Source organism: Parabacteroides sp. MSK.9.14 (genome assembly GCF_019041495.1).
Taxonomy (GTDB): Bacteria; Bacteroidota; Bacteroidia; order Bacteroidales; family Tannerellaceae; genus Parabacteroides; species Parabacteroides merdae.
Map to the genome: position 1 here is coordinate 15,119 of NZ_JAHPXO010000028.1, position 23,364 is coordinate 38,482.

Here is a 23,364-nt window from a genome sequence, read left to right on the forward strand (position 1 = left end):
AGCAGCGGAACTCCCGAAAGCCCCAAAAATCATTTTCGAGGGTGTCAGAACTTTCCGGAAGCCTCAAAAAACATTTTTGAGGGTGGCAGAACTTTCTGAAAGCCTCAAAAAACATTTTTGAGGATGGCGGAACTCTACGAAAGCTTCAAAAACTATTTTTGAGGTTTTCGGAAAGTTCCAAAACAGTAGAATCAGACGCTATACGTGCCCGAAACCGTATTGCCTCCTTCCCCAGTCCAATTGGTGTGGAAGAAATGACCACGTTCGCGATCGGTACGTTCATAAGTATGGGCTCCAAAATAGTCGCGTTGAGCCTGAATCATATTCGCTGCCGAATACAGCGTGCGCAACCCATCAAAATAGTTTAGAGCTGAACTCATGGCAGGCAGGGCGACACCGCTCAGCGCACCTTCGGCGACAATCCGGCGCCAGGCAGGAAGAGCCTCCTGTATCTTAGTGTGGAAAAAGTCATCAAAGAGCAGGTTTTCCAAGTCCGGGTCCTTCCGGTATGCCTCCGTGATCTTTTGCAGGAAGACGGAACGGATGATACACCCCTTACGCCAGATGCGGGCAATCGTCCCGTAATCCAAATCCCAACCATAATGCTCGGAAGCGTGGCGAAGCAAGGAGAATCCCTGTGCATAGGAAATCAGCTTGGCTGCGTATAGTGCCTGACGGACGTCTTCAATTGAAAGTTGAAAGTTGAAAGTTGAAAGTTGAGCGTTGTCTGATAACTTTCCACTTTCCACTTTCAACTTTCCACTATAAAGGCTTGCCGCCTTTATTCGTTCGGGATACAAGGCCGAGAGCAAGCGGGCGTAAACCGCTTCGGTGATCAACGTCAGCGGATCATTCTCGTCCATCGCTGCAATCGCGCTCCATTTGCCGGTTCCCTTCTGTCCGGCGACATCCAATATCTTGTCGAGCAACGGTTTTCCGTCTTCGTCACGAAAACGCAGAATATTGGCGGTTATCTCGATCAGGAAACTATCCAATTCTCCTCCGTTCCATTCGTCAAAGACGACGGCCATCGCATCGTTGTCCAATCCTTTCCGTTTTTTCAACAGCGAATAGGCTTCGGAAATAAGCTGCATATCCCCATATTCGATGCCGTTGTGCACCATCTTCACAAAATGGCCGGCTCCCCCCGCTCCGATCCACTCGCAGCAAGGCGAACCATCGTCCAACTTGGCGGAAATTCCCTGCAAGATGTCTTTCACCAGCGGCCAAGCTTCCACCGAACCTCCGGGCATCACAGACGGGCCGTGCAAGGCTCCTTCCTCGCCTCCCGAAATTCCGGTTCCGACGAAATAGATCCCTTTCTTTTCCAACTCCTTCACACGACGTTCCGTGTCGTGGAAGTCAGAATTGCCTCCGTCGATAATTACATCGCCAGACGAAAGGAAAGGGAGCAATTGCGAGATCAGCTCGTCTACAGGACGCCCCGCTTTGACCATCATCATGATGATATGAGGACTTTTCACCGAGTCGACCAATTGTTCGATCGAATGCGTTCCGATAAAACGTTTGCTTTTGCCCCGGCCATTGATAAAACGGTCTACGACTCCCTCTTCGCCGGGTACGCTCCGGTTATATACGGCAACCGTGAAGCCTTTGCTTTCCATGTTGAGCGCCAGGTTCTCGCCCATCACGGCGAGCCCGATCAATCCTATATTTGCTTTCATATTTCAGTTGTTTTTATGTTGAATTCTATTTAAGGAACATTCTTTTTAACCTAATTGTTCCCAATGAGCATCTATTTATTGCTTTGTTTTCTCTCTGGAAATCCGTCATTTCTCATAAACTTTAGATACATTTGAACTCACAAACCATCTGAAGCATTATAAGACGGATAAAATGAATAAAGCAATAATAGCCATCGACTCTTTTAAAGGCTGCCTGACCTCGGAAGAAGCCGGAAGTGCAGTAATGGAAGGTATCAAAACGATCTTTCCCGATTGCGAGACCTTGCTGTTTCCGATCGCCGACGGAGGCGAAGGAATGTTAGACATACTCACCTCCGCAACAAAAGGGAAATACCGGACCCTGCCGGCACACGGTCCTTTGATGGAGCTCGTGCAGGGACGGTACGGTATTTCGGGCGACGGGCAAACAGCTCTGATCGAGATGGCAGCCGTCAGCGGCTTGCCTTTGGTTCCCGAAGACAAAAGGAATCCGATGCTGACGACTACTTACGGGACGGGAGAACTGATTCTCGACGCCCTCGAACAAGGTTGCCGCCATTTTATCGTGGGCATAGGCGGCAGTGCCACCAACGATGCAGGGTTAGGTATGCTGCAAGCCTTAGGGTTTCGTTTCCTGGACAAGCGGGGAAATCTGTTGGGGACAGGAGGCAGGATCATGTCGCAGGTAGCCTCCATCGATACATCTGCCGTACATCCGGCTTTAAAGGAGGCCCGCTTCACGATTGCCTGCGATGTACGCAATCCCTTCTGCGGGTCTGACGGGGCGGCTTACGTCTTCGCTTCGCAAAAGGGAGCCGATACCAAGATGGTCAAAGAACTGGATACCGGTATGCAGGCACTTTCACGGGTTATCCTGTCGACTACTGGCAAAGACATTTCGGATATCCCCGGAGCCGGGGCAGCCGGAGGAATGGGCGGAGGTTTCCTTGCGTTCCTGAATGCCGAGTTGAAACCGGGTATCCGCCTGATGCTCGACGTGCTGGACTTCGGTAAGAGAATAACAGGAGCCGACCTGATCTTTACCGGTGAAGGACGGGCTGATCGGCAAACAGTGATGGGGAAAGTGCCTTCCGGTATCTTGGAAGAGGCCCGGAAACAAAATATTCCCGTCATAGTACTTGCAGGAAGCATAGAAGATGCAGCTCAAATGAACCGGGCCGGCTTCCAGGGAATATTCTCGATCACACCCGGTCCAGTCACAATGGAGAAAGCGATGGAACCGGAATTTGCGAGAGAAAATATCCGCAGGCTGGTGACTCAGATTTGTTCGGTAATCCACCCGTTCGCCACGCGCTAAAACAAGAAAAATATGTACACCGAATATCAACCTTGCGGACTATTGTCGGCCTACATTGATAAATATTGGGTATTCAAAGGAAAAACCGAACTCGGCACGTACTTCAAAATATTGCCGGACGGTTGCTGCGACTTTATCTTTTCCATTGGAGACACTGCACAATGTGTCGGCACGAACCAGCCGGTCATGCAACCCTATCGTTGCTTCTTCGTCGGTCCGATGACTACTTTCTCGGAATTGGTCACGAACACGCCGAGCGTTCACATGCTGGGAGTCCGTTTCCATCCTTGCGGGTTAACCGCTTTCTGCAAACCGCCTCTCTCTGAATTTACGAACCAGAGGATAAGCAGCAACGACTTGACGCTTCTCTTTACGGACTCGTTTGCCGAATCATTATGTGAAGCACAGACTTTACAGCAGCAGATTTGCCTGATCGAACGGTTCCTTATCCACCGCCTGAAAGACAACTATGAGATTGATCCTCAGATTCCGTTCGCCGTGCAGCAGATCAATCGCTCGAAAGGGCGTCTCCCGATCCTGCAATTGACGGATGAAATCTGCATTTGCCAACGTCATTTCGAACGCAAATTCAAAGCATATACCGGCTATACTCCAAAAGAATACAGCCGGATCATGAAATTCAGAAACACCATCGACCTGCTGAAAAATTGCGTACCGGACAACCTGCTTACGATTGCCGTTGAAGCGGGCTATTACGACCTCTCCCACTTCAATAAGGAAATCCGGCAGTTATCCGGCAATACACCGGCTTCTTTCCTCTCGATCCCTATCCCCGAAGAAGTCTTGCTGACTTACCTGGAATGAAAAAGTCGTTTTTTTACAATAGAGCAGGGCAGTTCCACCCCTACATTTGCACGTAACTAATAAAGCATTGAAATATGAAACTTATGAAAGAAAAAGCAGAACAGTTATTGCAACGTTGCGAGGTTGTGGTTATTACTTCCGTCAACGAAGAAGGGTATCCCCGCCCTGTCCCCATGAGCAAAATCAAATCGGAAGGATATTCCGTGGTCTGGATGGCAACCGGCAACGACTCTCTGAAAACGAAAGATTTCCGTCTGAATCCCAAAGCAGGCTTATGCTATAGCGAAAATGGCAATAGCGTGGCATTAACCGGAGAGGTAGAGGTAATTACCGATGCTGAAATAAAAAAGGAGCTCTGGCAGGAATGGTTTATCGCACACTTCCCGTTAGGACCGGCTGATCCGAATTATGTCCTGCTCAAATTCAAAGGGCAAAAGGCTACGATCTGGATCGATGGGGTATTTATTCACGAATAGCCAGATTCAGATTAGAAATTCTTCTTCTCGTCGATAATATATTCCGGACGTGCTTTGATCTCGTCAAACAAGATGCCGATATATTGCCCTAACACACCGACTGTCAGCAATTGGACGCCGCCAAAGAAAATAACGGAGGTCATGATGGAAGTCCAACCTGTTTCAGCATTGCTGAAGCCGTATATCTTGCCTAAGGTAAACCAGACGGCCAGCACGATGCCGACCAATACGGCGATAAAGCCCAAGCTTGTCGCCAGGCGCAACGGTTTCTTGGAGAAATAAAGCATAGCGGTGGTGGCAAACTTCCACATTTTGCTGAACGGGTATTTCGTTTCTCCGGCAATACGTGCCTCTCGTTCATAATAGAAAGGAACCTGCTTGAAGCCTACCCAGCTGATCAGTCCGCGAATATATTTTCCACGCTCCTGAAAACGGTCGAACTGATCCATCACCTTGCGGTCTATCAAGCGGAAATCGCCTGTATCTAACGGGAAATTCACATCACTCATGTAGTTCAGCATACGGTAAAAAGCCTTCGCCGTCACTTTCTTGAAAAGCCCTTCCCCTTCGCGGGACTTGCGGACGCAATAAACCACGTTCGCCTGCTCCTTTTCCTGCAATTCGAGAATGGATGGGATAAGTTCGGGAGGGTCCTGCATATCGGCATCCAGAATGACAGCCAAGTCGGCATCGCAATTGTTGATACCTGCCGTGACAGCCGGCTGATGTCCGAAGTTACGGGAGAAATGGATCACCTTCACCTGCGGATCGGAAGCCGCGATCTCGTCCAGCATCAGACGCGTCCGGTCTCTACTGCCGTCGTTGATATAGATAATTTCCGTTAAAACAGGGAGCTTATGCAACGCCTCCCGTGTACGCCGGTATGATTCGGCAATGACCAACTCCTCGTTATAACAAGGGACTATGACCGCAAGTTTCTTCATCTGCATTTAAGCTTTAAACGTATAAAACTTATTCATGATAAAATTAATCACCGTGTAAAAAGCCATTGCTATCAATTGGTTATAATATGGGTCGATCGACAGGTATGGATTCAGGACATACACTAAAAGCCCCAATTGCAACAGATAACACACTCCGAACACGACACCGAAACGGACAGCACTGCCGATCCATCCAGCCGAACTTCGGAATGTCCATTGCTTATTCCATATAAAACTATTCAATACGCCTGCTACATAACCGACCATATTCGAAACAACATCCGAACATCCGAACAACTTCATCATGATCCAGATGACAACGGCGGTTATCACCGTATTACTCACTCCCACTATACCATATTTAATGGCTTGCTTGACTGTTTCCTCCATTCTTTTTTATAATCTCTTCCACTTCCTCGGCCGACAACTCCTTCACATTCGTGATCGTGAAGACCTGCGAAAGAAAGTTTCCATACTGGTTACATTCGTTGATCACCTTGTCCAGCGCCTGCTTGATATCTGCCCGGACAGGGATCAGGAAAACCAACTCCATATATTTTTCACCTATTGTCAACCGCTCGATTTCGCAACCCGCCTTTTCCAAGGAATAGGGGAATTCACGTTCAATCACTTTCTTCTGATACTCCAAGAACGGTTTCAGCTCATTCGCCAGGATCAGCACATAAAAACGCAACTTCTCCCCTTTTCCTCCCAAACCGGTAGAGATATAAATCTGCTTCTCGTCCGACAGTTCGGATTCCAGAGCGATACGGCTTTCCATCAAAGCCATATATGCCCAGTCTGCCACATCCGGATCCGGAGCCTGGGCATATTCTTCCAATATCCTGTATGCTTTTACCTGTCGTGAGGTCGCGAGCATAGACAATACATACTTCTTATGTTCCACAGTCGATTCGGGATCATCCAGACTATCCTCGAAAACCGAAAAATCCATTTTCGAGATATCCGGCTTATCCTGATCTTTCCTGATCTTTTCCGAGTATTTAAAATATTCCATCTGCCGTTCTACGGGTACACGCTGTTCTAATATATGGAAATGTCCGTCAATCTTACTAAAAGAGTCCCGGAACTTCTTGAAAATATCATTATCCTCTTTCATAAAGCCTGCTTTTTAGTTTTGTACATATCCAATAAACAAGAAACTAAGACAAATGTAAGGCTTTTTCGCGATAAATAACTTATAGCTGGGATAAAACGCACCAAAATTATTGCAACTTCCCCGGAACCGTTCTTGTTTTAGACTCCGACTCACGCCCCTGCATAAATAAGGAAGCCCAGGCCAATCACAAACAGGACGAACATTCCGGCATTCAGAAAATCCGAAGAACGTGGAGCTCTTCTGAATTCATGCCATATCAGAATCCCCCAAAGTGCGGATACAAGCGTCGCCCCCTGCCCCAAACCGTACGAAATGGCAGCTCCGGCCTTTTCAGAAGCGATCATACTAAAAGACTGCCCGATACACCAGATAACGCCTCCTAATATACCCACCAAGTGTGTCTTGGTATTCCCCTTGAAATAACCGGAGATAGAAACTGGCTCACCTTCCACCGGACGTTTCATAGCGATCGTATTAAACAGGAAATTACTAACAAACACGCCTAAAGAGAAGATAAACACAGCGGTATAAGGTGTCAGCTTGCCCAATGCGGGCTCTGCAAAATTATCCAGATCCATCGAAGCCGCAACAAAACGGTAGAAGAAAGCCATGATCACGCCTGCTGCGACAGAAATAAAAAGACCTTTTCCCGACACTTTTTTCGAACCGACCAATGCTTTCTTATAGGCCAGACCGTTCAGCAGGATAGCAACTGCGATCAGAGCTACGCCAATAAAGATATACAAAGGTTCTCCTTTAGCCGCTCCGAAATAATTGACTAATACGCCTAATACCAACGCCAGCCCGATTCCGACCGGAAAAGCTACCGACAGGCCGCAAATTGCAATAGCTGCCGATAATAGGATATTGGCTGCATTAAAAATAATGCCACCCAGGAAAGCGCTCCCTAACGATCTCATATCAGCTTGTGCCAGATTAAACAGGAACCCCTGCCCCTCAGAGCCAAAGCTGCCCAACGTAAAAGCGGAAAAAACGGAAAAGAGCAACACTCCAATCACATAATCCCAATAAAAGAACTCATACCGCCAAGTCTTCGAGGCCAGCTTCTGTGTATTTCCCCACGATCCCCAACAAAGCATTGTGACAACACAAAACAGGATCGCCAACGAATAATCTTGTACTATAAACATAACTTCCTTACTTTGAAACAGGTTGATGCATCATATAATTTTCAATAAGAACCGCCATCTCCACCGCCGGCACTTTCTCGATCAGACGAAGGTCCTTACCTTTCCCATCCGGTGTCCAGCTATTGGCTCCTTCATCATTCACGACACGGAACGTTCCGCGCTCCACATTATAATAAGGTTCATACCCTTTGACTGCCACCAGCACAGCCGTAAGATCCCAACTCATCCGGCCATTTGGATCGCCTTCGGCAAAACAGAGCGAATAGGCATCTTTCACAGGACTGTCTTCCACATCCATCTGGACCAGCTTCTTCCCGGTAAAAATCATATTTCCGATTTCAAAACCACTAAATATGATTTCCGTAGGCCATCGCTCTGCCACCACACGGGATGCTGGGGTATCACAATAGACATTAAATTCCTTCCCTTCGGGAAACAAACCTGCCATCGAAACCACCCGTTTCACCTTCTTCGCGACTAAATCACAGCCGGAAAGCGGACTATATTCGTCACCACCGGAAAGCAATAGGTCCTTCAGGTTGGTGAAAAAACCGATCGTACAAACCACAACGCTGCTATCCGGCTGCGTACTCAAAATCCGGCGATAGACCTTCACCGCATCCGAAGCATCCGAGGTTTTTGCCGTTTTATGTGGATAACGTGCCGGAAGCTCTTCCGTCCATTTAGTCTTATGCCAGGTGGTCAGCGAAACGCCACCCTCGCTTTTCGAAGCACCGACAGGAATGTCCGGTCGGTTGAAATAGGTGTTCAGCACTTCTATGCAGGGTACGACATGCTCGTCCTTATTAGACGAAACAACCGCTAAAATGTTCACTTGCCCACTATCAGCCAACGCGTGCATCAGAGCCATCGCACCGACATCATCATAATCCGGTCCCAGGTCCGTATCCAATATCAGGTTGACAGGCTGCACCGTCGTTTCATCCGGAGCAGTTACAGCCGATTTTCCGGAACAGGCCGCCAGCAAAGCGGTCAAACAGGTAAAAAGAATCGTTTTTTTCATGTTATTGAATTTATACAAGATTTGATTAATCGAATATATCCACTTCGTTCCGATAAGGAGCTGACGACTGCGCCCCTACACGTGTCACCGAGATAGCCGAAGCCTTACAGGCAAACCGGACGGATTCTTTCAAATTTCGCCCTTCGGACAAAGCGACAGTCAGGGCTCCATTAAATACATCGCCGGCGGCAGTCGTGTCGACAGCTTCTACTTTCAAAGCGGGAACTATCTCGGCTTCTCCGTCGCTACAAATAAGTGCCCCTTTTGATCCCAGCGTAATAATAACATGCTGCACTCCCATTCCCGAAAGGACACGGGCGGCCTCCACCGCTGAAATATCGTCCGTTATCTTCACACCGGTAATCATCTCCGCTTCCGTCTCGTTCGGCGTGATCAAATATAAATGATGGAGCAGATCGGCCGGTAATGGATGTGCCGGAGCCGGATTCAGAATCACTTTCTTCCCCTTTTGCCAGGCGATATCCGCAACAAAGCACACGGTCTCCATCGGGACCTCCAGCTGCATCAGGATCAAGTCAGCCAACTCAATAGCCTCCTCTGCCTTCGCTAGATCGGACGGCAGAAGGTTAGCATTCGCTCCCGAAGCGACGACAATGCAGTTTTCCGCTTTTTCGTCCACCGTGATCAGGGCTACGCCGGAAGGATTCCCGGAATCTGAAAAGACATAAGAGGTATTGATTCCCTCCTCCTCGAAAAGTTGTTGTGACTGGTGACCGAATATATCACTTCCGGTCTTGCATATAAAAGTGACGGAACCACCCAAACGCGCTATCGCCACAGCTTGGTTCGCCCCTTTTCCACCGGGATTCATAAAGAATGTTCCACCCAAAATCGTTTCACCCGGACGAGGCAGATGAGCGGCTTTTATAACCATATCGGTATTGCAACTCCCAACCACCAGGATTTGTCGTCTGGATATTTGTGTTGTGTCCATATTTTATTTCGTATTAAATTATGAATCATTTGCAATGAAGCGTTACAAATATAATATGTATATCGTTTCTTTTTTCCACATAATTCTTTGGAAAAGATAAACCCAAATCTTATTTTTGTAAATAACATATACAAAATATATCTTATAGACAAACAGATAAATTTATGAAACAGGCCACAAAACTCAATCAGGTCATGCTATTGATCAAGTCGCTTTCCAAAGCGGAAAAACGATACATCAGACTCTATACCAACCTGCAAAACGGGGATAAACATTATATGGTTCTATACGACCTGGCATGCGAAGGCTTCTCCGCCGAACAAATATATGAGAAGTTTTGCGGCAAAGTGAACGAAAAAAGCTTTGAGATAGCAGCCAAGCATCTTTATCGGGTATTGTTGGATTGCCTCGTCCAATTGAGGGAGAAACAAGACATACAGACGACTATCTTCAATTATATCACAAAGGCTGGCATTCTTTTCGAACGGGAACTTTTCGACAATGCACTTGCAGAATTGGAAAAAGCAAAGAAGCTGGCCGTCACATACGAAAACGATCCACTCCTCCTTCTGATTTACCGTACGGAATTGAAATATCTAAGCACACTCGGTTTCGAAGGCATCAGCGAGAAAGAACTGGTAAACAAACAAATGCAGATTAACGACGTAATGAAATATGCCCGCAACACGAACCTCCACCTGCAACTATATGATATTCTGAAATACCGCATTACCTATAAAGGGTATGCCCGTTCGAACAAACAGAAAGAGAACCTGAACGATCTTGTTTTAAGCGAACTGAACTTGATCGCCAACCATTCCTACCAGGGATTCGAGGCACACAAACTTCACCTGTTGTTCCAAGCGACCTACTACCTGAATGCCGGAAACTATAAATCGGCGATCCGCTTCTATCAGGAACTGATCGCGCTTTTCGAAGCGAACCGGCATCTAATCCTCAACCCACCGATCTACTACCTGAGCGCCATAGAGGGAGTACTGAACAGCCTGCACGTTGCCGGATTATACCAGGAAATGCCTTTCTTTTTGTCCAAACTGAAAGAAATCAGCACGGGCAACTACCCAACAGAGTTCCTGATGGAAGTACAAGGACGCCACTACCTGTACGAACTCTCGGGATTGCTCAACACCGGACAATTTGACGCGGCAGTGCATCTTACAGAGACCTATACCGATTTTTTTGCTAAGAAAGCAACCATGACCAGACCGGAAACCCAACTAAAACTATCCCTCTATTCTTCCATCCTTTATCTTTGCCTGGGAGAACCGATGAAAGCCCGTAAAAGCATGAAAAACATATTCGGTTCCGGCAAATTCTTCCACACATTGCCGTCCTACAAAACAGCCCGCCTCATCAATCTCCTTATCCAGGCAGAACTAGGGGACTATTGCTTTTTCGCAAACGAAATAAGCTCCATCAAGCGAATGATCGGTTACGAGAAGCAAGTGTATATCACCGAAAAACTACTATTCCGCTTCCTAATGGCCCATCCATTGCCCATCTATAAAAAAGACCAAGAGAAGCTGTGGTCACAATACCAAAAGGATATAATGCGTATCCGGCAAGACAAATACGAAAAACAACTCCTTAAAACTTTCGATTTTACAGCTTGGATCGAGAGCAAACTAACAAACATCCCTCTCCGGGAGATTTTGTCGCGAACAGATTGGTATATATCGGCAAAACAGTAATTCAGGGCATAATATCCGTAATTTATCTACAAAGAGAAAAAGAATACATGCCGACCTTTGTAAAAAAATCAATGCAATAGATTCAAAAATGTGCCGGCTAATACCATTGTTGGTTGCGCATCGGCCAAATCAACACAAAAGATATGAAAAAAATAATAGCATTAGCATTGTTGATGGCTGGAGTCACGGCAATGGAGGCAGGAAACAGGATAATTGAAGAGAATATAATTCAAACTGATAAAAAGAATATAGAAATGGAAGACTTAGAATTGACAAAAGAATGGGACAAGATTTTCCCGAAGAGCTATAAAGTGAATCACAGTAAGGTAACATTTCGCAACCGCTACGGCATCACGCTTGCAGCCGATATGTATACACCAAAGAATATAAACGGGAAAATGGCGGCTATCGCTATATCCGGTCCTTTCGGGGCCGTGAAGGAACAAGCATCAGGCCTCTACGCACAAACAATGGCAGAACGCGGTTTCCTAACCATCGCTTTCGATCCTTCATACACTGGAGAGAGTGGTGGAACACCCCGCTATGTAGCCTCTCCCGACATCAACACCGAGGACTTTTGCGCAGCTGTGGATTTCCTCTCTACACACGATGACGTCGATCCCGAACGCATCGGCATCATCGGTATTTGCGGATGGGGAGGTATGGCACTCAACGCTGCCACGATCGATACCCGCATCAAGGCCACAGTCACTTCCACGATGTACGACATGAGCCGGGTAAACGCAAACGGCTATTTCGACTCCATGAATGCCGACCAGCGCCATGAACTCCGCCGCCAACTCAACGAACAACGTACAATAGACACGAAGAACGGCTCATACGCCCTCACCGGCGGAGTGGTCGATCCACTCCCCGACGATGTCCCCTGGTTTGTAAAAGACTATCACAACTATTATAAGACCGACCGTGGTTATCACAAACGGTCACTCAACTCCAACGGAGGATGGAACAAGACATCGGCTCTTTCGTTCATCAACATGCCTTTACTCACTTACAGCGACGAAAGCCGTAGTGCCGTACTCATGATACACGGCGAGAAAGCCCATTCCCGTTATTTCAGCGAAGACGCATTCAAGAAACTAACGGGTGATAACAAAGAGTTGCTGATCCTCCCCGGTGCCAACCATGTCGACCTTTACGACAACCTGTCAGTAATCCCGTTCGACAAAATCGAACACTTTTTCCATAAATATTTGAAATAACAAAAAGTCTGGAACGATTCAGGAATTTCATCTAAAATAGGCCAAGTAAAAGGTAATGTACAATAAGGCCAAGGACTACTACAAGGCATGGTTCGTCCTTGGCCTTTGTTGGGAAAGGAAGTAAGGTCAAGTCCTGGCAAGTCTCCGGCGTTCGAAACAAGCTCCAAAATACTGGTCCGGCCTGTCACCGAAAGCTCCTATACCGGTTGCACGAAAACGATCAATGGCAGGACCTACTATTATTCATAATTTGATACGATAGACGGAGAAACTAAGCGGTCTCAAGTTCACTTCTCCCTGCGGAGCCTCCACCTCAATATCAGAAACGAGCGGGACTACTGTCGAAGGATTACACAACGTGTTTTTAGCTTCCAGGTCGGAAGAATGGAGCAACGTAAGCGTCCCTTTATGCTTACCGGCCGAAAGACCGTTCAAGTTCAACTTAATCCGCTTGTTACGGATTCCGGTATTGGCGACTTTGATGATAAGCTCGTCTGAATGCTTATCGACCGCTGCAGTGGCATACAAATCCAACTGTCCGGTAACCGGTTCGCCCTGCATGGTCAGCGGAACGACGTTCGTACCAGCATTATGACCATATAGCTGCTGCACATAATAGTTAGGAGTCTTTACCAATGAAAGGTTGTCGAACCAGATCAGATCCGGACGCCATTGCCAAGCATCCACATGAGCAAAAAGCGGGGCATACGTGCATAAGCACACCACATCCGCGTTTCGCTCGAAACCTGTCATAAAAGCGGCTTCACACAAGGCGGTCAGAAAACTGTTCTCGCGGTTGACAGAATGGCAGGCATATTCGCCGGCAAACACTTTCGGTCCTTGGCGGTCGTACGAATCATAGCGTTTGGCTCCGTTCAGGAACCATTCAGGAGAGCGGTAGAAATGTTCGTCCACTAAATCCACTTTCAAGCGCCTCATTTCCGGCCAGAGGTAATCAAAATCCTCCCCTTCCGATTGCGGACCGGAACTACCGATGATCTTTATCTCCGGATATTTAGCCCGAATCGCTTTGACAAACAGTTCGAGACGTTCGGGATAAAGCGGTCCCCACTGTTCGTTGCCGATGGCAATAAGTTTAAGGTTAAAAGGAGCCGGATGTCCCATATCGGCACGTATCTTTCCCCATTCGCTGGTTGCCGAACCGTTAGCAAACTCAATTAGATCGAGGGCGTCGTCTATATAAGGTTGTAGCTTATCCACCGGACAATTCTCGTTCGGGTCCTGGTTTTCATACTGGCAGGAAAGACCGCAGTTCAACACGGGAAGCGGTTCAGCCCCAATATCTTCACTCAATAGGAAATATTCGAAAAAGCCCAAGCCGCAGGACTGATAATAATCCGGAAACTTTTTGTGCGAGAATGTATAGTTCCATCGATTGATATTGATCGGACGGTTCTCGACCGGACCGACCGTGTTTTTCCACTGGTAGCGGGTAGCCTTGTTCGTTCCCTCCACAATGCAACCGCCGGGAAAGCGGAAGACACCAGGTTTCAGTTCCTTCAAAGCCTGTGCCAAATCAGCACGCATGCCGTTCGGACGGTTGTTGAATGTCTTTTGTGGAAACAATGAAATATGTTCGAGATCGACAATTCCTTTTGTCACCATCGTGATACGCAGACGGGAACGGGCTTCTGTCGCTCCCGGCGTCAGAACAACCGTATATTTCTTCCATTCCTTGCCGCTCACCTCGATCTCTTTTTGCTCGTACAGGTCATTCCGGCTGTCCACTAGGTTTATACGCAGCTTGACCGGCGCATCGCCGGACCGAGTGCGGGCATATAAAGAGAAGTCGTACTTCTCCCCTTCCCTGATGCCGATCCCATTGAAGCCTTCATTGTCAAGGCCGGTTCCGGTCAGCTCCTTTTCATAAGAAAGGCGGACATAATGCGGATTACGGTCGAAACAGGGCTTCTGGGTCTGCACACTGACATTCCCGAAGGGCGTCCAGCCCCCAAACGGATTTTCAAACTCGAAAGAACGGTTCTTGACAAGTTCGGCATACAGGCCGCCATCGGCTCCGTAATTGATATCTTCAAAAAAGATCCCGTACATGGTCGACTGGATAGGCGCACCTGTTTTCTGCACATCTATCTTAAATTCATTACTTTGTGCCATTAAACCGACAACACCCATGCTAAACAGACACAGGGCAATGGCTTTTTTCATACTTTTTGTCATAGGTATGTGTTTTTCCGTGAATACAAAGATTATTTAGTTACAAATGTACACTAATAAATCCGATTGAAAGAAGACGTATCGTCCGTTTTAGCAGACAAAAAGCCGTTTTATGCTATAAAACATCTTCAAAGTAGCGCATGAATACAAAGAAGAGAGTAATTTTACACACAATTTTGAAACTATATTTACATGAAGAACGAAAGCACGCTGTCTGGCTTAACTGTAGCTAATTTCAGCAAGCAAATAGACGGCAAGGAGACGATGCTATGCATCCTTACAAATAACAAAGGGGCAGAACTTACCATTACCAACTACGGTGCAAAGATTGTATCGCTTATGGTACCGGATCGGTCCGGAAAGTTAACCGATGTAGTAACAGGACACAATTCTATAGACGAATACCTGGTTTCCGAAGAACCTTATTTCGGAGCTATCTGCGGACGATACGGCAACCGTATCGCGGGCGGAAAATTCACATTGGATGGCATTGTGTACGATAAATTGGCTATCAATAATGGGCCGAACAGCCTGCATGGTGGTTTGAAAGGCTTCAATTCCGTAGTCTGGGACCTAAACAAGATCGACGGCCAGACGGTGGAATTGAAATACACGTCTGCCGACGGTGAAGAAGGCTTCCCCGGAAAACTGGATACAACAGTGACTTATCATCTTTCCGATGACAATGAGGTCATAATCACGTATCATGCGGTAACAAACAAACCAACCGTCTTGAACCTGACCAATCACTCCTACTTCAACCTATCCGGCCAAGGTGATCCTTCCGTATATGATCATAAACTGACAATCAATGCAGACTACTATCTGCCGACCGACGAAACGGCTATACCTTATGGTCCGAAAGAAAAAGTAGAAGGAACTCCGATGGACTTTCGTACTCCACACGAAGTGGGCGAACGTATCGATGAAGATTTCGAAGCACTGAATTTCGGAAAAGGATATGACCATACATATATATTAAATAAAAAAGAAGAGAACGAGCTGTCACTCTGCGCCCGTTGCACATCGCCCAAAACCGGCATCGTAATGGAATGCTACACGACACAACCGGGTGTGCAATTATACACAGGTAATTGGATGACAGGCAATTTCGTCGGCAAGAACGGACAACGCTATCCGGCACGTGCCGCCCTTTGTCTGGAAACACAGCACTATCCCGACAGCCCGAACAAACCGGAGTACCCGTCCACCGTCCTACGCCCGGGTGAAACGTTCCAGAGCAAGACAATTTATAAATTTTCTGTCGAATAACAAGTAACAAATTAATAATAACAAAAAAAACATCAATCAATGACTCAACAAAAAAAACAATGGAGTGCCATCATCATCATGATTGCACTTTTTGCTATGATCGCATTCGTGACAAATCTTTGTTCACCAATGGCTATTATTGTAAAGAACGACTTCGGAGCAAGCAATGTCCTTGCCCAAATCGGAAACTATGGTAACTTCATCGCCTATTTGGTAATGGGAATCCCCGCAGGTATGCTGATTGCCAAATATGGCTACAAAAAAACGGCTCTTATCGGCCTAGCCATAGGTATCATCGGTATTTTAATCCAATGGTTGAGCGGTCACGTAGGCAAGGAAAGCGCTTTCTTGGTTTATCTGATCGGAGCGTTTACCAGCGGTTTCACCATGTGTATTTTGAACTGCGTAGTCAACCCGATGCTTAACTTGTTGGGAGGTGGCGGAAACAAGGGTAACCAGCTGATTCAGCTCGGAGGTGTATTCAACAGTACCGCAGCCGTTGCTTGCTACATCTTGATGGGAGCTCTTATCGGTGATGCAGCCAAGGCACATATTGCCGATGCCACCCCTGCTCTGATGATCGCTCTGGCTATTTTTGTCATCGCATTTGTAGTGATCATGTTCACTAAAATCGAAGAGCCCGAACAGGCTCCGGTCGACACAAGTTTAATTAAAGGAGCTTTAAGCCATCGTCATTTTGCATTGGGAGCCTTGGCTATCTTTTTGTATATGAGCGTAGAAGTAGGTACTCCCACCTATATCTTGCAATATCTGACATCTAAAGGCATACCGGCCAGTACTGTAGGCCTTATCGTAGCTGTTTACTGGTTGATGATGCTTATCGGACGTTTCGTAGGAGCAAGTATCGGTGCCAAAATTTCCAGCCGCGCGATGATCACGACTGTCGCAAGCGCCACTTTGCTGTTAGTGAGCTTCGGAATGTTTTCACCAGAAACGAGTACGGTTGAAGTTCCCGGTATAGATTGGGCTTCATTAAGCGTTATCTGGCAGGAAGTTCCCGTCGGTATTCTGGCATTCCTCCTCGTTGGTCTCTGCACCAGTGTAATGTGGGGTGGTATCTTCAACATGGCGGTTGAAGGATTAGGTAAATACACGGCCATTGCCAGCGGTATCTTTATGACAATGGTGTTCGGTTGCGCCGTAATGGTTGCTATCCAGGGTTGGGTTGCCGATATGACCGACTACATGACCAGCTATTGGGTTGTGCTTTTCAGTGCTGCTTACATTTTATTCTACGCAGCTATCGGTTCCAAACCGTCAAAAAAATCAGAATAAGACTATAAATATGCCAATTCATGAAATTATCCGGTTACCAATAAAGCCGGATAATTTCTTTATTTATAACACATCTAAAAAATTAATATCATGCAACAAAAGATCAGAAATAAATTTCAGGAGTTATTCTCAACAAAAGGTAGCGTATATGCATCTCCGGGCCGTATTAACCTGATTGGCGAACATACCGATTATAACGGTGGTTTCGTATTTCCGGGGGCTATCGACAAAGGCATGATTGCCGAAATCAAACCAAACGGCACAGGTAAAGTTCGTGCTTTCTCTGTCGACCTGAACGACTACGCCGAATTTGGTCTGAACGAAGAAGACGCTCCAAAAGCAAGCTGGGCAAGATATATTTTCGGTGTTTGCCGCGAAACCATCAAACGTGGCGGACAGATCCAGGGATTCGATACCGTGTTTGCAGGCGATGTACCTCTGGGTGCAGGCATGTCCTCTTCCGCCGCATTGGAAAGTACCTATGCATTTGCTTTAAACGACTTGTTCTCCCTGAACATCGACAAATTTGAATTAGCTAAGATCGGTCAATCAACGGAGCATAACTATTGCGGCGTAAACTGCGGTATTATGGACCAGTTCGCTTCTGTATTCGGAAAAGAAGGCAGTTTGATCCGTCTGGATTGCCGTTCACTCGAATATAAATATTTCCCGTTCCATCCGGTCGGTTACAAATTGGTTTTACTGGATTCAGTCGTTAAGCACGAACTGGCATCTTCGGCTTACAACAAACGTCGCCAATCTTGCGAAAACGCCGCCGCCGCAATCCGTCGCAATCATCCGGAAGTCGAATTCCTACGCGATGCGACAATGGATATGCTGAACGAAGTCAAAGGCGACATCAGCGCTGAAGATTATATGCGTGCCGAATATGTGATCGAAGAAGTACAGCGCGTACTCGATGTTTGCGACGCTTTGGAAAAAGACGACTACGAAACCGTAGGCAAGAAGATGTACGAAACACATCACGGCATGAGCAAATTGTACGAAGTCAGCTGCGAAGAATTGGACTTCCTGAACGATGTTGCCAAGAAATGCGGTGTAACCGGCTCACGCGTAATGGGTGGCGGTTTCGGTGGTTGTACAATCAACTTGGTGAAAGAAGAAAAATACGATGCATTCATCAAAGAAGCATTCGAATCTTACACTGCTAAATTCGGCCACGAACCTAAGTTATATAATGTAGTAATCAGCGACGGCGCACGCAAGCTCGCATAATAAATTAATCATAATTCCATAAAAAAATCATGACAGCCGCTTTTTATCAGAACGAAACCAAATTTTACGTTGCAGTAGATTGTATTATACTCGGATTCGATCAAAAAGAGCTTAATGTATTACTTTATAAACGTAAGTTTGAACCCATGATGGGACAATGGTCTCTGATGGGCGGTTTTATCAAAGCAGGAGAAAGTATAGAGGAGGCCGCCTCACGCGTGCTTACCGACTGTACCGGCATTGATAATCTTTTTATGGAACAGGTAGGTGCTTACGGAGATATTACCCGCGATCTCGGAGAGCGGGTTATCTCCGTAGCATACTATTCACTCGTCAATATGAACGATTTCAGTAGCGAAACACTGGAAGAGTATAATGCAGTCTGGGCCAAGGTCAGCGAAGTTCCACAACTTATTTTCGACCATAACCAAATGATCACCGACACATTAGCCCGTCTGCGCAGAAAAGCCGCTACCCGTCCGGTCGGATTCAACCTGCTTCCCGAAAAATTCACGTTACCGCAATTGCAGAACCTGTATGAAGCCATCTACCAGACTCAACTGGACAAGCGTAATTTCCGCAAAAAACTAAATGCGATGGATATTCTGGAGAAGTTGGATGAAAAAGACAAGAAAGGTTCCAAAAGAGGGGCTTTCTATTATATGTTCAACAAAGAAAAATACGACCATCTGCTGGAACAAGGGTTCTATTTCTCCCTATAATAAAAAACATCATTCAACATGCTGACTTTGGCAGATGTGCCGGATATTCCGATCACAAAGTAGCCCAAGCGGAACAGACTTGCGCATTCGGTGTTTCCATATTCGCAGCCGTAGCACCGTACATATATGCCAAAATCGAAGACACACAGCGGACTATAGGATAAGGTTTTGCAAAAGAATACCAGTCGAATCATAAAAATCATCTGGCGTATCTTGCTCTCTATGAGAAATATCGGAAATTAGGAAACTTTACAGAAAATGAATTGTTTCATCGATAGGATGGTCATTACGAAGAGATTGACTATCTTTGCAAAAAATAAAAATAACTCATCACAATGAACGATATTAAATTAATGAACAAAGCAGCGGACAACATCCGTATCCTGGCTGCGTCAATGGTAGAAAAAGCGAAATCCGGTCACCCCGGTGGTGCAATGGGTGGTGCAGACTTTGTGAACGTACTGTTTTCAGAGTTCCTCGTGTATGATCCCAAGAATCCCGCATGGGAAGGCAGAGACCGCTATTTCCAGGACCCGGGGCATATGTCGCCGATGCTTTATTCAGTACTCGCCCTCGCAGGCAAATTCACGATCGACGAACTGAAAGAGTTCCGCCAGTGGGGTAGTGTGACTCCGGGACATCCCGAAGTCAACGTGATGCGTGGTATAGAAAACACATCCGGTCCGTTGGGACAAGGCCACACTTACGCCGTAGGTGCTGCTATCGCCGCCAAGTTCCTGAAAGCACGCCTGGGTGACGTCATGAATCAGACGATCTACACATATATATCCGATGGTGGCATCCAGGAAGAGATTTCTCAGGGAGCCGGACGTATTGCCGGTACGCTGGGACTGGACAACCTGATTATGTTTTACGATGCCAACAACATCCAGCTTTCCACAACCGTAGGCGAAGTGACGACAGAAAACGTAGCCATGAAATACGAAGCATGGGGTTGGAAAGTCATCACAATCAACGGAAACGATGTAACGGAAATCCGCCGGGCACTGACCGAGGCGAAAGCCGAAACATCCCGTCCTACCCTGATTATCGGTAACACGATCATGGGTAAGGGTGCTGTGGGTGCTGACAAGAGCAGCTACGAAAACAAGGTGTCTACACACGGACAACCTCTTTCGGCAGCCGGCGTCTCTATCGCAGACACCATCCGGAACTTAGGAGGAAACCCGGACGATCCGTTCCAGATCTTCCCCGAAGTTGCGGAACTATATGCCAAACGTGCCAAAGAATTGGAAGCAATCGTTGCGGAACGCTATGCGGCCAAAGCAGAATGGGCGAAAGCTAATCCGGAACTGGCCGCCAAGATGGATTTGTGGTTCTCAGGCAAAGCACCTGTCATCGACTGGAAGGCTATCGAACAGAAACCGAACCAAGCGACCCGTGCGGCCTCGGCAACCGTCTTAGGCGTGCTGGCAACCCAGGTAGAAAATATGATCGTTTCTTCAGCCGACCTTTCCAATTCGGACAAGACAGACGGCTTCCTGAAGAAAACACATGCATTCGTAAAAGGCGATTTCAGCGGTGCATTCCTTCAAGCCGGTGTTGCCGAACTGACGATGGCCTGCGTATGTATCGGCATGTCGCTCCACGGAGGCGTAATCGTAGCCTGCGGTACGTTCTTCGTATTCTCCGACTACATGAAACCCGCTATCCGAATGGCTGCCCTGATGGAACAGCCGGTTAAGTTCATCTGGTCTCACGATGCCTTCCGCGTAGGCGAAGACGGACCGACACACGAACCGGTTGAACAGGAAGTGCAGATTCGTCTGATGGAAAAGCTGAAGAACCACAAGGGACACAACTCAATGCTGGTACTGCGCCCGGCAGACGTGACCGAAACAACAATTGCCTGGAAGATGGCTATGGAAAACACAGCCACTCCGACAGCTTTGATTTTCTCCCGTCAGAACATCACAGACCTGCCCGCAAAAGGAAACCGCTACGACGAAGCCTTGCAGGCTGAAAAGGGAGCTTATATTGTAGAAAGTGACGAAAACCCTGATGTAATCATGGTCGCTTCCGGTTCAGAAGTCTCCACACTGGAAGAAGGAGCAGCATTGCTTCGCGCCGACGGCATCAAGGTCCGCATCGTATCTGTTCCGTCTGAAGGCTTATTCCGCAGCCAGAGCAAAGAATATCAGGAATCTGTCATTCCAACAGGAAGCAAGGTATTCGGGCTTACTGCCGGTCTGCCGGTCAATCTGGAAGGATTGGTGGGTGCCAACGGTAAGGTGTGGGGACTCGAATCATTCGGTTTCTCCGCTCCGTACAAGGTATTGGACGAAAAACTCGGCTTTACGGGTCAGAACGTATACAATCAGGTAAAAGAATTATTGAATTAATTTTCAGATTTATGATTTATAATTTATGATTTATGAATAGTTGGTAAATCATAAATCTGAAATTATAAATCATAAATCTCCAAACTCCTCTAACAGATAAATATGAAAACATTAGGTTTATGTAGTGACCACGCAGGGTACGAACTGAAAGAATTCGTAAAACAAATACTCGACTCGAAAGGGTTGGCCTATAAAGATTTCGGAACCGACTCGACAGAAAGTTGTGATTATCCCGATTACGCTCATCCGCTTGCCAAAGCTGTAGAAGCCGGCGAAGTATATCCCGGAATAGCCATCTGCGGATCCGGAAACGGAATAGCCATGACACTCAATAAACATCAGGGAATACGGGCCGCTCTGTGCTGGCAAGAAGAGATAGCACGTCTCGCACGCGAGCACAATAATGCCAACATACTCGTAATGCCCGGCAGATTTATCAGTCAAGAGGAAGCCACTCATACGGTCGAAGCCTTTCTGAGCACCTCGTTCGAAGGCGGTCGGCATCAGCGCAGGATTGACAAAATTCCTTTGTGAAAGCCAATTCCTATTGCCAACGATATGGGATAACCCCACAAAAGTTAAAAAGAGAAACAACTATCATACTATCATTGAGGTTCGTATATTGTTTAAAAACAAGACATTATAGTATGATAGTTGTTGTTTTCAACTATCATTCAACTATCATTCAACTATCATTCAACGATCTTTTTTGCGCGCGAACAAGGCTGGATTCACCCAATAATCATCGGAGATTAACACAAAGACAAAACCAATTGTAGGGATCAATCCAAAGCCGATAGAGTGATAACCGCTATACTTCTATCATTAAACTATCATATCATAGAGCTTTTGACCTAAGTCGAAAACCTTTTCGACCTTGGGCAAAAAGGCTTTTGACAAGGGGCAAAAAGGTTTTCGCCCCAGGCCGATAACAGAAAGAACTATAAGATTAGATTCAATTCACTTTAAATTCTTGTGTTTTATTGAAAGTTGTAGATATTTATGTATATTCGAGCCGCAGTTCTTGCAGGATTATGGTTAAGCCACCCATACCGACATGAAGATCTTTTAAACCTTAAGGAAACCGCATCATCATTCGTCGCAAACGAATTGCTTTCCACCATTGCTTTTGGGAATCGATAGAGAAAAGAACAAAATCGAACTTTCCAATGATTGCCTCTTCCGAAATAAAACCAAACGACCGGCTATCATGCGAGTTCATCCTGTTATCCCCCTCCATATAATAAAAGCGTTGCTTGGGTATATACTGCGAGCTACTCTTTCCATCGATATATATTTTCCCATCTTTCTCCATCACTTTCCCTCCGTCACGCAAAATCAACGAACGATAAAGAAGAAGCGTTCGCCGGTCGATCCGAAGAGGCTCTCCTTTTTTTACCACCCGGGTAATTCGCTTGACCAACAACAATTGCGGATCTGCCGGGCTGTTGAACACCGCAATATCCCCCTGTTTAGGTTCGCTGTAACCCGGCAAACGACGATACTCCCAATGATTCTCTTCATCAGCAAGACGCAGAGGGCGTATCCAAGTAAAGACATTCAGCAACGGGATATCCGCCCAACGAGAGGGGAATCGTCCACCATAAGCCAGCTTGTTAATCCAAAGCCGATCTCCGCAAAGCAACGTCGGCTCCATGCTCCCCGAAGGCACAGTACATGGCTCCCCGATCACCATACGGATAAAACAGCATAGCAGCAAAATACCAATAATGAATTTCCCCGTTCTCATTCAACAACAATAGATTTTATGCTTTTCTTTGTACATAGCGCAAATAAAAATCAGTCCCTTTCATCCTTAATTTTAAACGATACTTTTTCATTTTTT

General features: G+C 46.6%; 20 protein-coding genes. 11 read left to right on the forward strand and 9 right to left on the reverse strand.

Annotated features, from left to right (window positions below):
• Positions 1 to 191: 191 nt before the first annotated feature.
• Positions 192 to 1,685: a decarboxylating NADP(+)-dependent phosphogluconate dehydrogenase gene (gene gnd / locus KTG12_RS14630; protein WP_022321757.1), complete on the reverse strand. Its 1,494-nt coding sequence runs from the start codon at positions 1,683 to 1,685 to the stop codon at positions 192 to 194.
• A gap of 172 nt (positions 1,686 to 1,857) precedes the next feature.
• Between gnd and KTG12_RS14635 the strand changes: the two genes are divergently transcribed.
• The 3 genes from KTG12_RS14635 (at position 1,858) to KTG12_RS14645 (ending at position 4,304) form a co-directional block, all read left to right on the forward strand.
• Positions 1,858 to 3,003, forward strand: coding sequence for a glycerate kinase (locus KTG12_RS14635; protein ID WP_022321758.1), 1,146 nt, complete (start codon positions 1,858 to 1,860; stop codon positions 3,001 to 3,003).
• A gap of 12 nt (positions 3,004 to 3,015) precedes the next feature.
• Positions 3,016 to 3,828 carry a helix-turn-helix domain-containing protein gene (locus KTG12_RS14640; protein ID WP_155143671.1) on the forward strand — a complete coding sequence of 271 codons (813 nt, stop codon included), beginning with the start codon at positions 3,016 to 3,018 and terminating at the stop codon, positions 3,826 to 3,828.
• A 74-nt stretch (positions 3,829 to 3,902) separates the two neighbouring features.
• The gene (locus KTG12_RS14645; protein ID WP_005638985.1) at positions 3,903 to 4,304 is read left to right on the forward strand and encodes a pyridoxamine 5'-phosphate oxidase family protein; all 402 of its coding nucleotides are present in this window, start codon (positions 3,903 to 3,905) and stop codon (positions 4,302 to 4,304) included.
• 11 nt (positions 4,305 to 4,315) lie between these two features.
• On the opposite strand, the gene KTG12_RS14650 is transcribed toward KTG12_RS14645, so the two are convergent.
• The 6 genes from KTG12_RS14650 to rbsK all read right to left on the reverse strand — a co-directional run bounded on the left by KTG12_RS14650 (position 4,316) and on the right by rbsK (position 9,498).
• On the reverse strand, positions 4,316 to 5,248 hold the full coding sequence (locus KTG12_RS14650; protein ID WP_005650082.1) for a glycosyltransferase family 2 protein: 933 nt from the start codon (positions 5,246 to 5,248) through the stop codon (positions 4,316 to 4,318).
• A 6-nt stretch (positions 5,249 to 5,254) separates the two neighbouring features.
• Complete coding sequence (locus KTG12_RS14655) at positions 5,255 to 5,638, reverse strand: GtrA family protein (RefSeq protein ID WP_005638982.1); 384 nt, start codon at positions 5,636 to 5,638, stop codon at positions 5,255 to 5,257.
• The gene (locus tag KTG12_RS14660; protein WP_005638979.1) at positions 5,610 to 6,368 is read right to left on the reverse strand and encodes a hypothetical protein; all 759 of its coding nucleotides are present in this window, start codon (positions 6,366 to 6,368) and stop codon (positions 5,610 to 5,612) included. Before KTG12_RS14660 ends, KTG12_RS14655 begins: the two co-directional genes overlap by 29 nt.
• Before the next feature lie 149 nt (positions 6,369 to 6,517).
• A complete protein-coding gene (locus KTG12_RS14665; protein WP_046451480.1) occupies positions 6,518 to 7,519 on the reverse strand; it encodes a GRP family sugar transporter in 1,002 nt (333 codons plus the stop codon).
• Between the two features lie 7 nt (positions 7,520 to 7,526).
• A complete protein-coding gene (locus KTG12_RS14670) occupies positions 7,527 to 8,543 on the reverse strand; it encodes a nucleoside hydrolase (protein WP_046451479.1) in 1,017 nt (338 codons plus the stop codon).
• Positions 8,544 to 8,568: 25 nt separating this feature from the next.
• Complete coding sequence (gene rbsK / locus KTG12_RS14675; protein WP_005638971.1) at positions 8,569 to 9,498, reverse strand: ribokinase; 930 nt, start codon at positions 9,496 to 9,498, stop codon at positions 8,569 to 8,571.
• Between the two features lie 164 nt (positions 9,499 to 9,662).
• Here rbsK and KTG12_RS14680 point away from each other — a divergent pair, with 164 nt between their 5' ends.
• Together KTG12_RS14680 and KTG12_RS14685 are read left to right on the forward strand one after the other, a co-directional pair.
• Complete coding sequence (locus KTG12_RS14680) at positions 9,663 to 11,210, forward strand: hypothetical protein (RefSeq protein ID WP_022321762.1); 1,548 nt, start codon at positions 9,663 to 9,665, stop codon at positions 11,208 to 11,210.
• Between the two features lie 254 nt (positions 11,211 to 11,464).
• Entirely contained in the window at positions 11,465 to 12,433 is a 969-nt protein-coding gene (locus tag KTG12_RS14685) for an alpha/beta hydrolase (RefSeq protein WP_022321763.1), read from the forward strand.
• 243 nt (positions 12,434 to 12,676) lie between these two features.
• Here the strand turns inward: KTG12_RS14685 and KTG12_RS14690 are convergent, their stop codons facing one another.
• On the reverse strand, positions 12,677 to 14,632 hold the full coding sequence (locus KTG12_RS14690) for an alpha-L-arabinofuranosidase C-terminal domain-containing protein (RefSeq protein WP_005638961.1): 1,956 nt from the start codon (positions 14,630 to 14,632) through the stop codon (positions 12,677 to 12,679).
• A 189-nt stretch (positions 14,633 to 14,821) separates the two neighbouring features.
• Between KTG12_RS14690 and KTG12_RS14695 the strand changes: the two genes are divergently transcribed.
• The 6 genes from KTG12_RS14695 (at position 14,822) to rpiB (ending at position 22,052) form a co-directional block, all read left to right on the forward strand.
• Entirely contained in the window at positions 14,822 to 15,901 is a 1,080-nt protein-coding gene (locus tag KTG12_RS14695) for an aldose epimerase family protein (RefSeq protein ID WP_005642560.1), read from the forward strand.
• A gap of 39 nt (positions 15,902 to 15,940) precedes the next feature.
• The gene (locus KTG12_RS14700; protein ID WP_005638958.1) at positions 15,941 to 17,197 is read left to right on the forward strand and encodes an MFS transporter; all 1,257 of its coding nucleotides are present in this window, start codon (positions 15,941 to 15,943) and stop codon (positions 17,195 to 17,197) included.
• Between the two features lie 90 nt (positions 17,198 to 17,287).
• The gene (galK, locus tag KTG12_RS14705; RefSeq protein ID WP_005638956.1) at positions 17,288 to 18,433 is read left to right on the forward strand and encodes a galactokinase; all 1,146 of its coding nucleotides are present in this window, start codon (positions 17,288 to 17,290) and stop codon (positions 18,431 to 18,433) included.
• Between the two features lie 29 nt (positions 18,434 to 18,462).
• Complete coding sequence (locus KTG12_RS14710) at positions 18,463 to 19,155, forward strand: NUDIX domain-containing protein (RefSeq protein WP_005638955.1); 693 nt, start codon at positions 18,463 to 18,465, stop codon at positions 19,153 to 19,155.
• A gap of 335 nt (positions 19,156 to 19,490) precedes the next feature.
• A complete protein-coding gene (locus KTG12_RS14715; RefSeq protein ID WP_022321767.1) occupies positions 19,491 to 21,518 on the forward strand; it encodes a transketolase in 2,028 nt (675 codons plus the stop codon).
• Positions 21,519 to 21,620: 102 nt separating this feature from the next.
• Positions 21,621 to 22,052: a ribose 5-phosphate isomerase B gene (rpiB, locus tag KTG12_RS14720; RefSeq protein ID WP_022321768.1), complete on the forward strand. Its 432-nt coding sequence runs from the start codon at positions 21,621 to 21,623 to the stop codon at positions 22,050 to 22,052.
• A gap of 541 nt (positions 22,053 to 22,593) precedes the next feature.
• Here rpiB and lepB read toward each other — a convergent pair.
• Positions 22,594 to 23,268 carry a signal peptidase I gene (gene lepB, locus KTG12_RS14725; protein ID WP_005642553.1) on the reverse strand — a complete coding sequence of 225 codons (675 nt, stop codon included), beginning with the start codon at positions 23,266 to 23,268 and terminating at the stop codon, positions 22,594 to 22,596.
• Positions 23,269 to 23,364 lie beyond the last annotated feature (96 nt).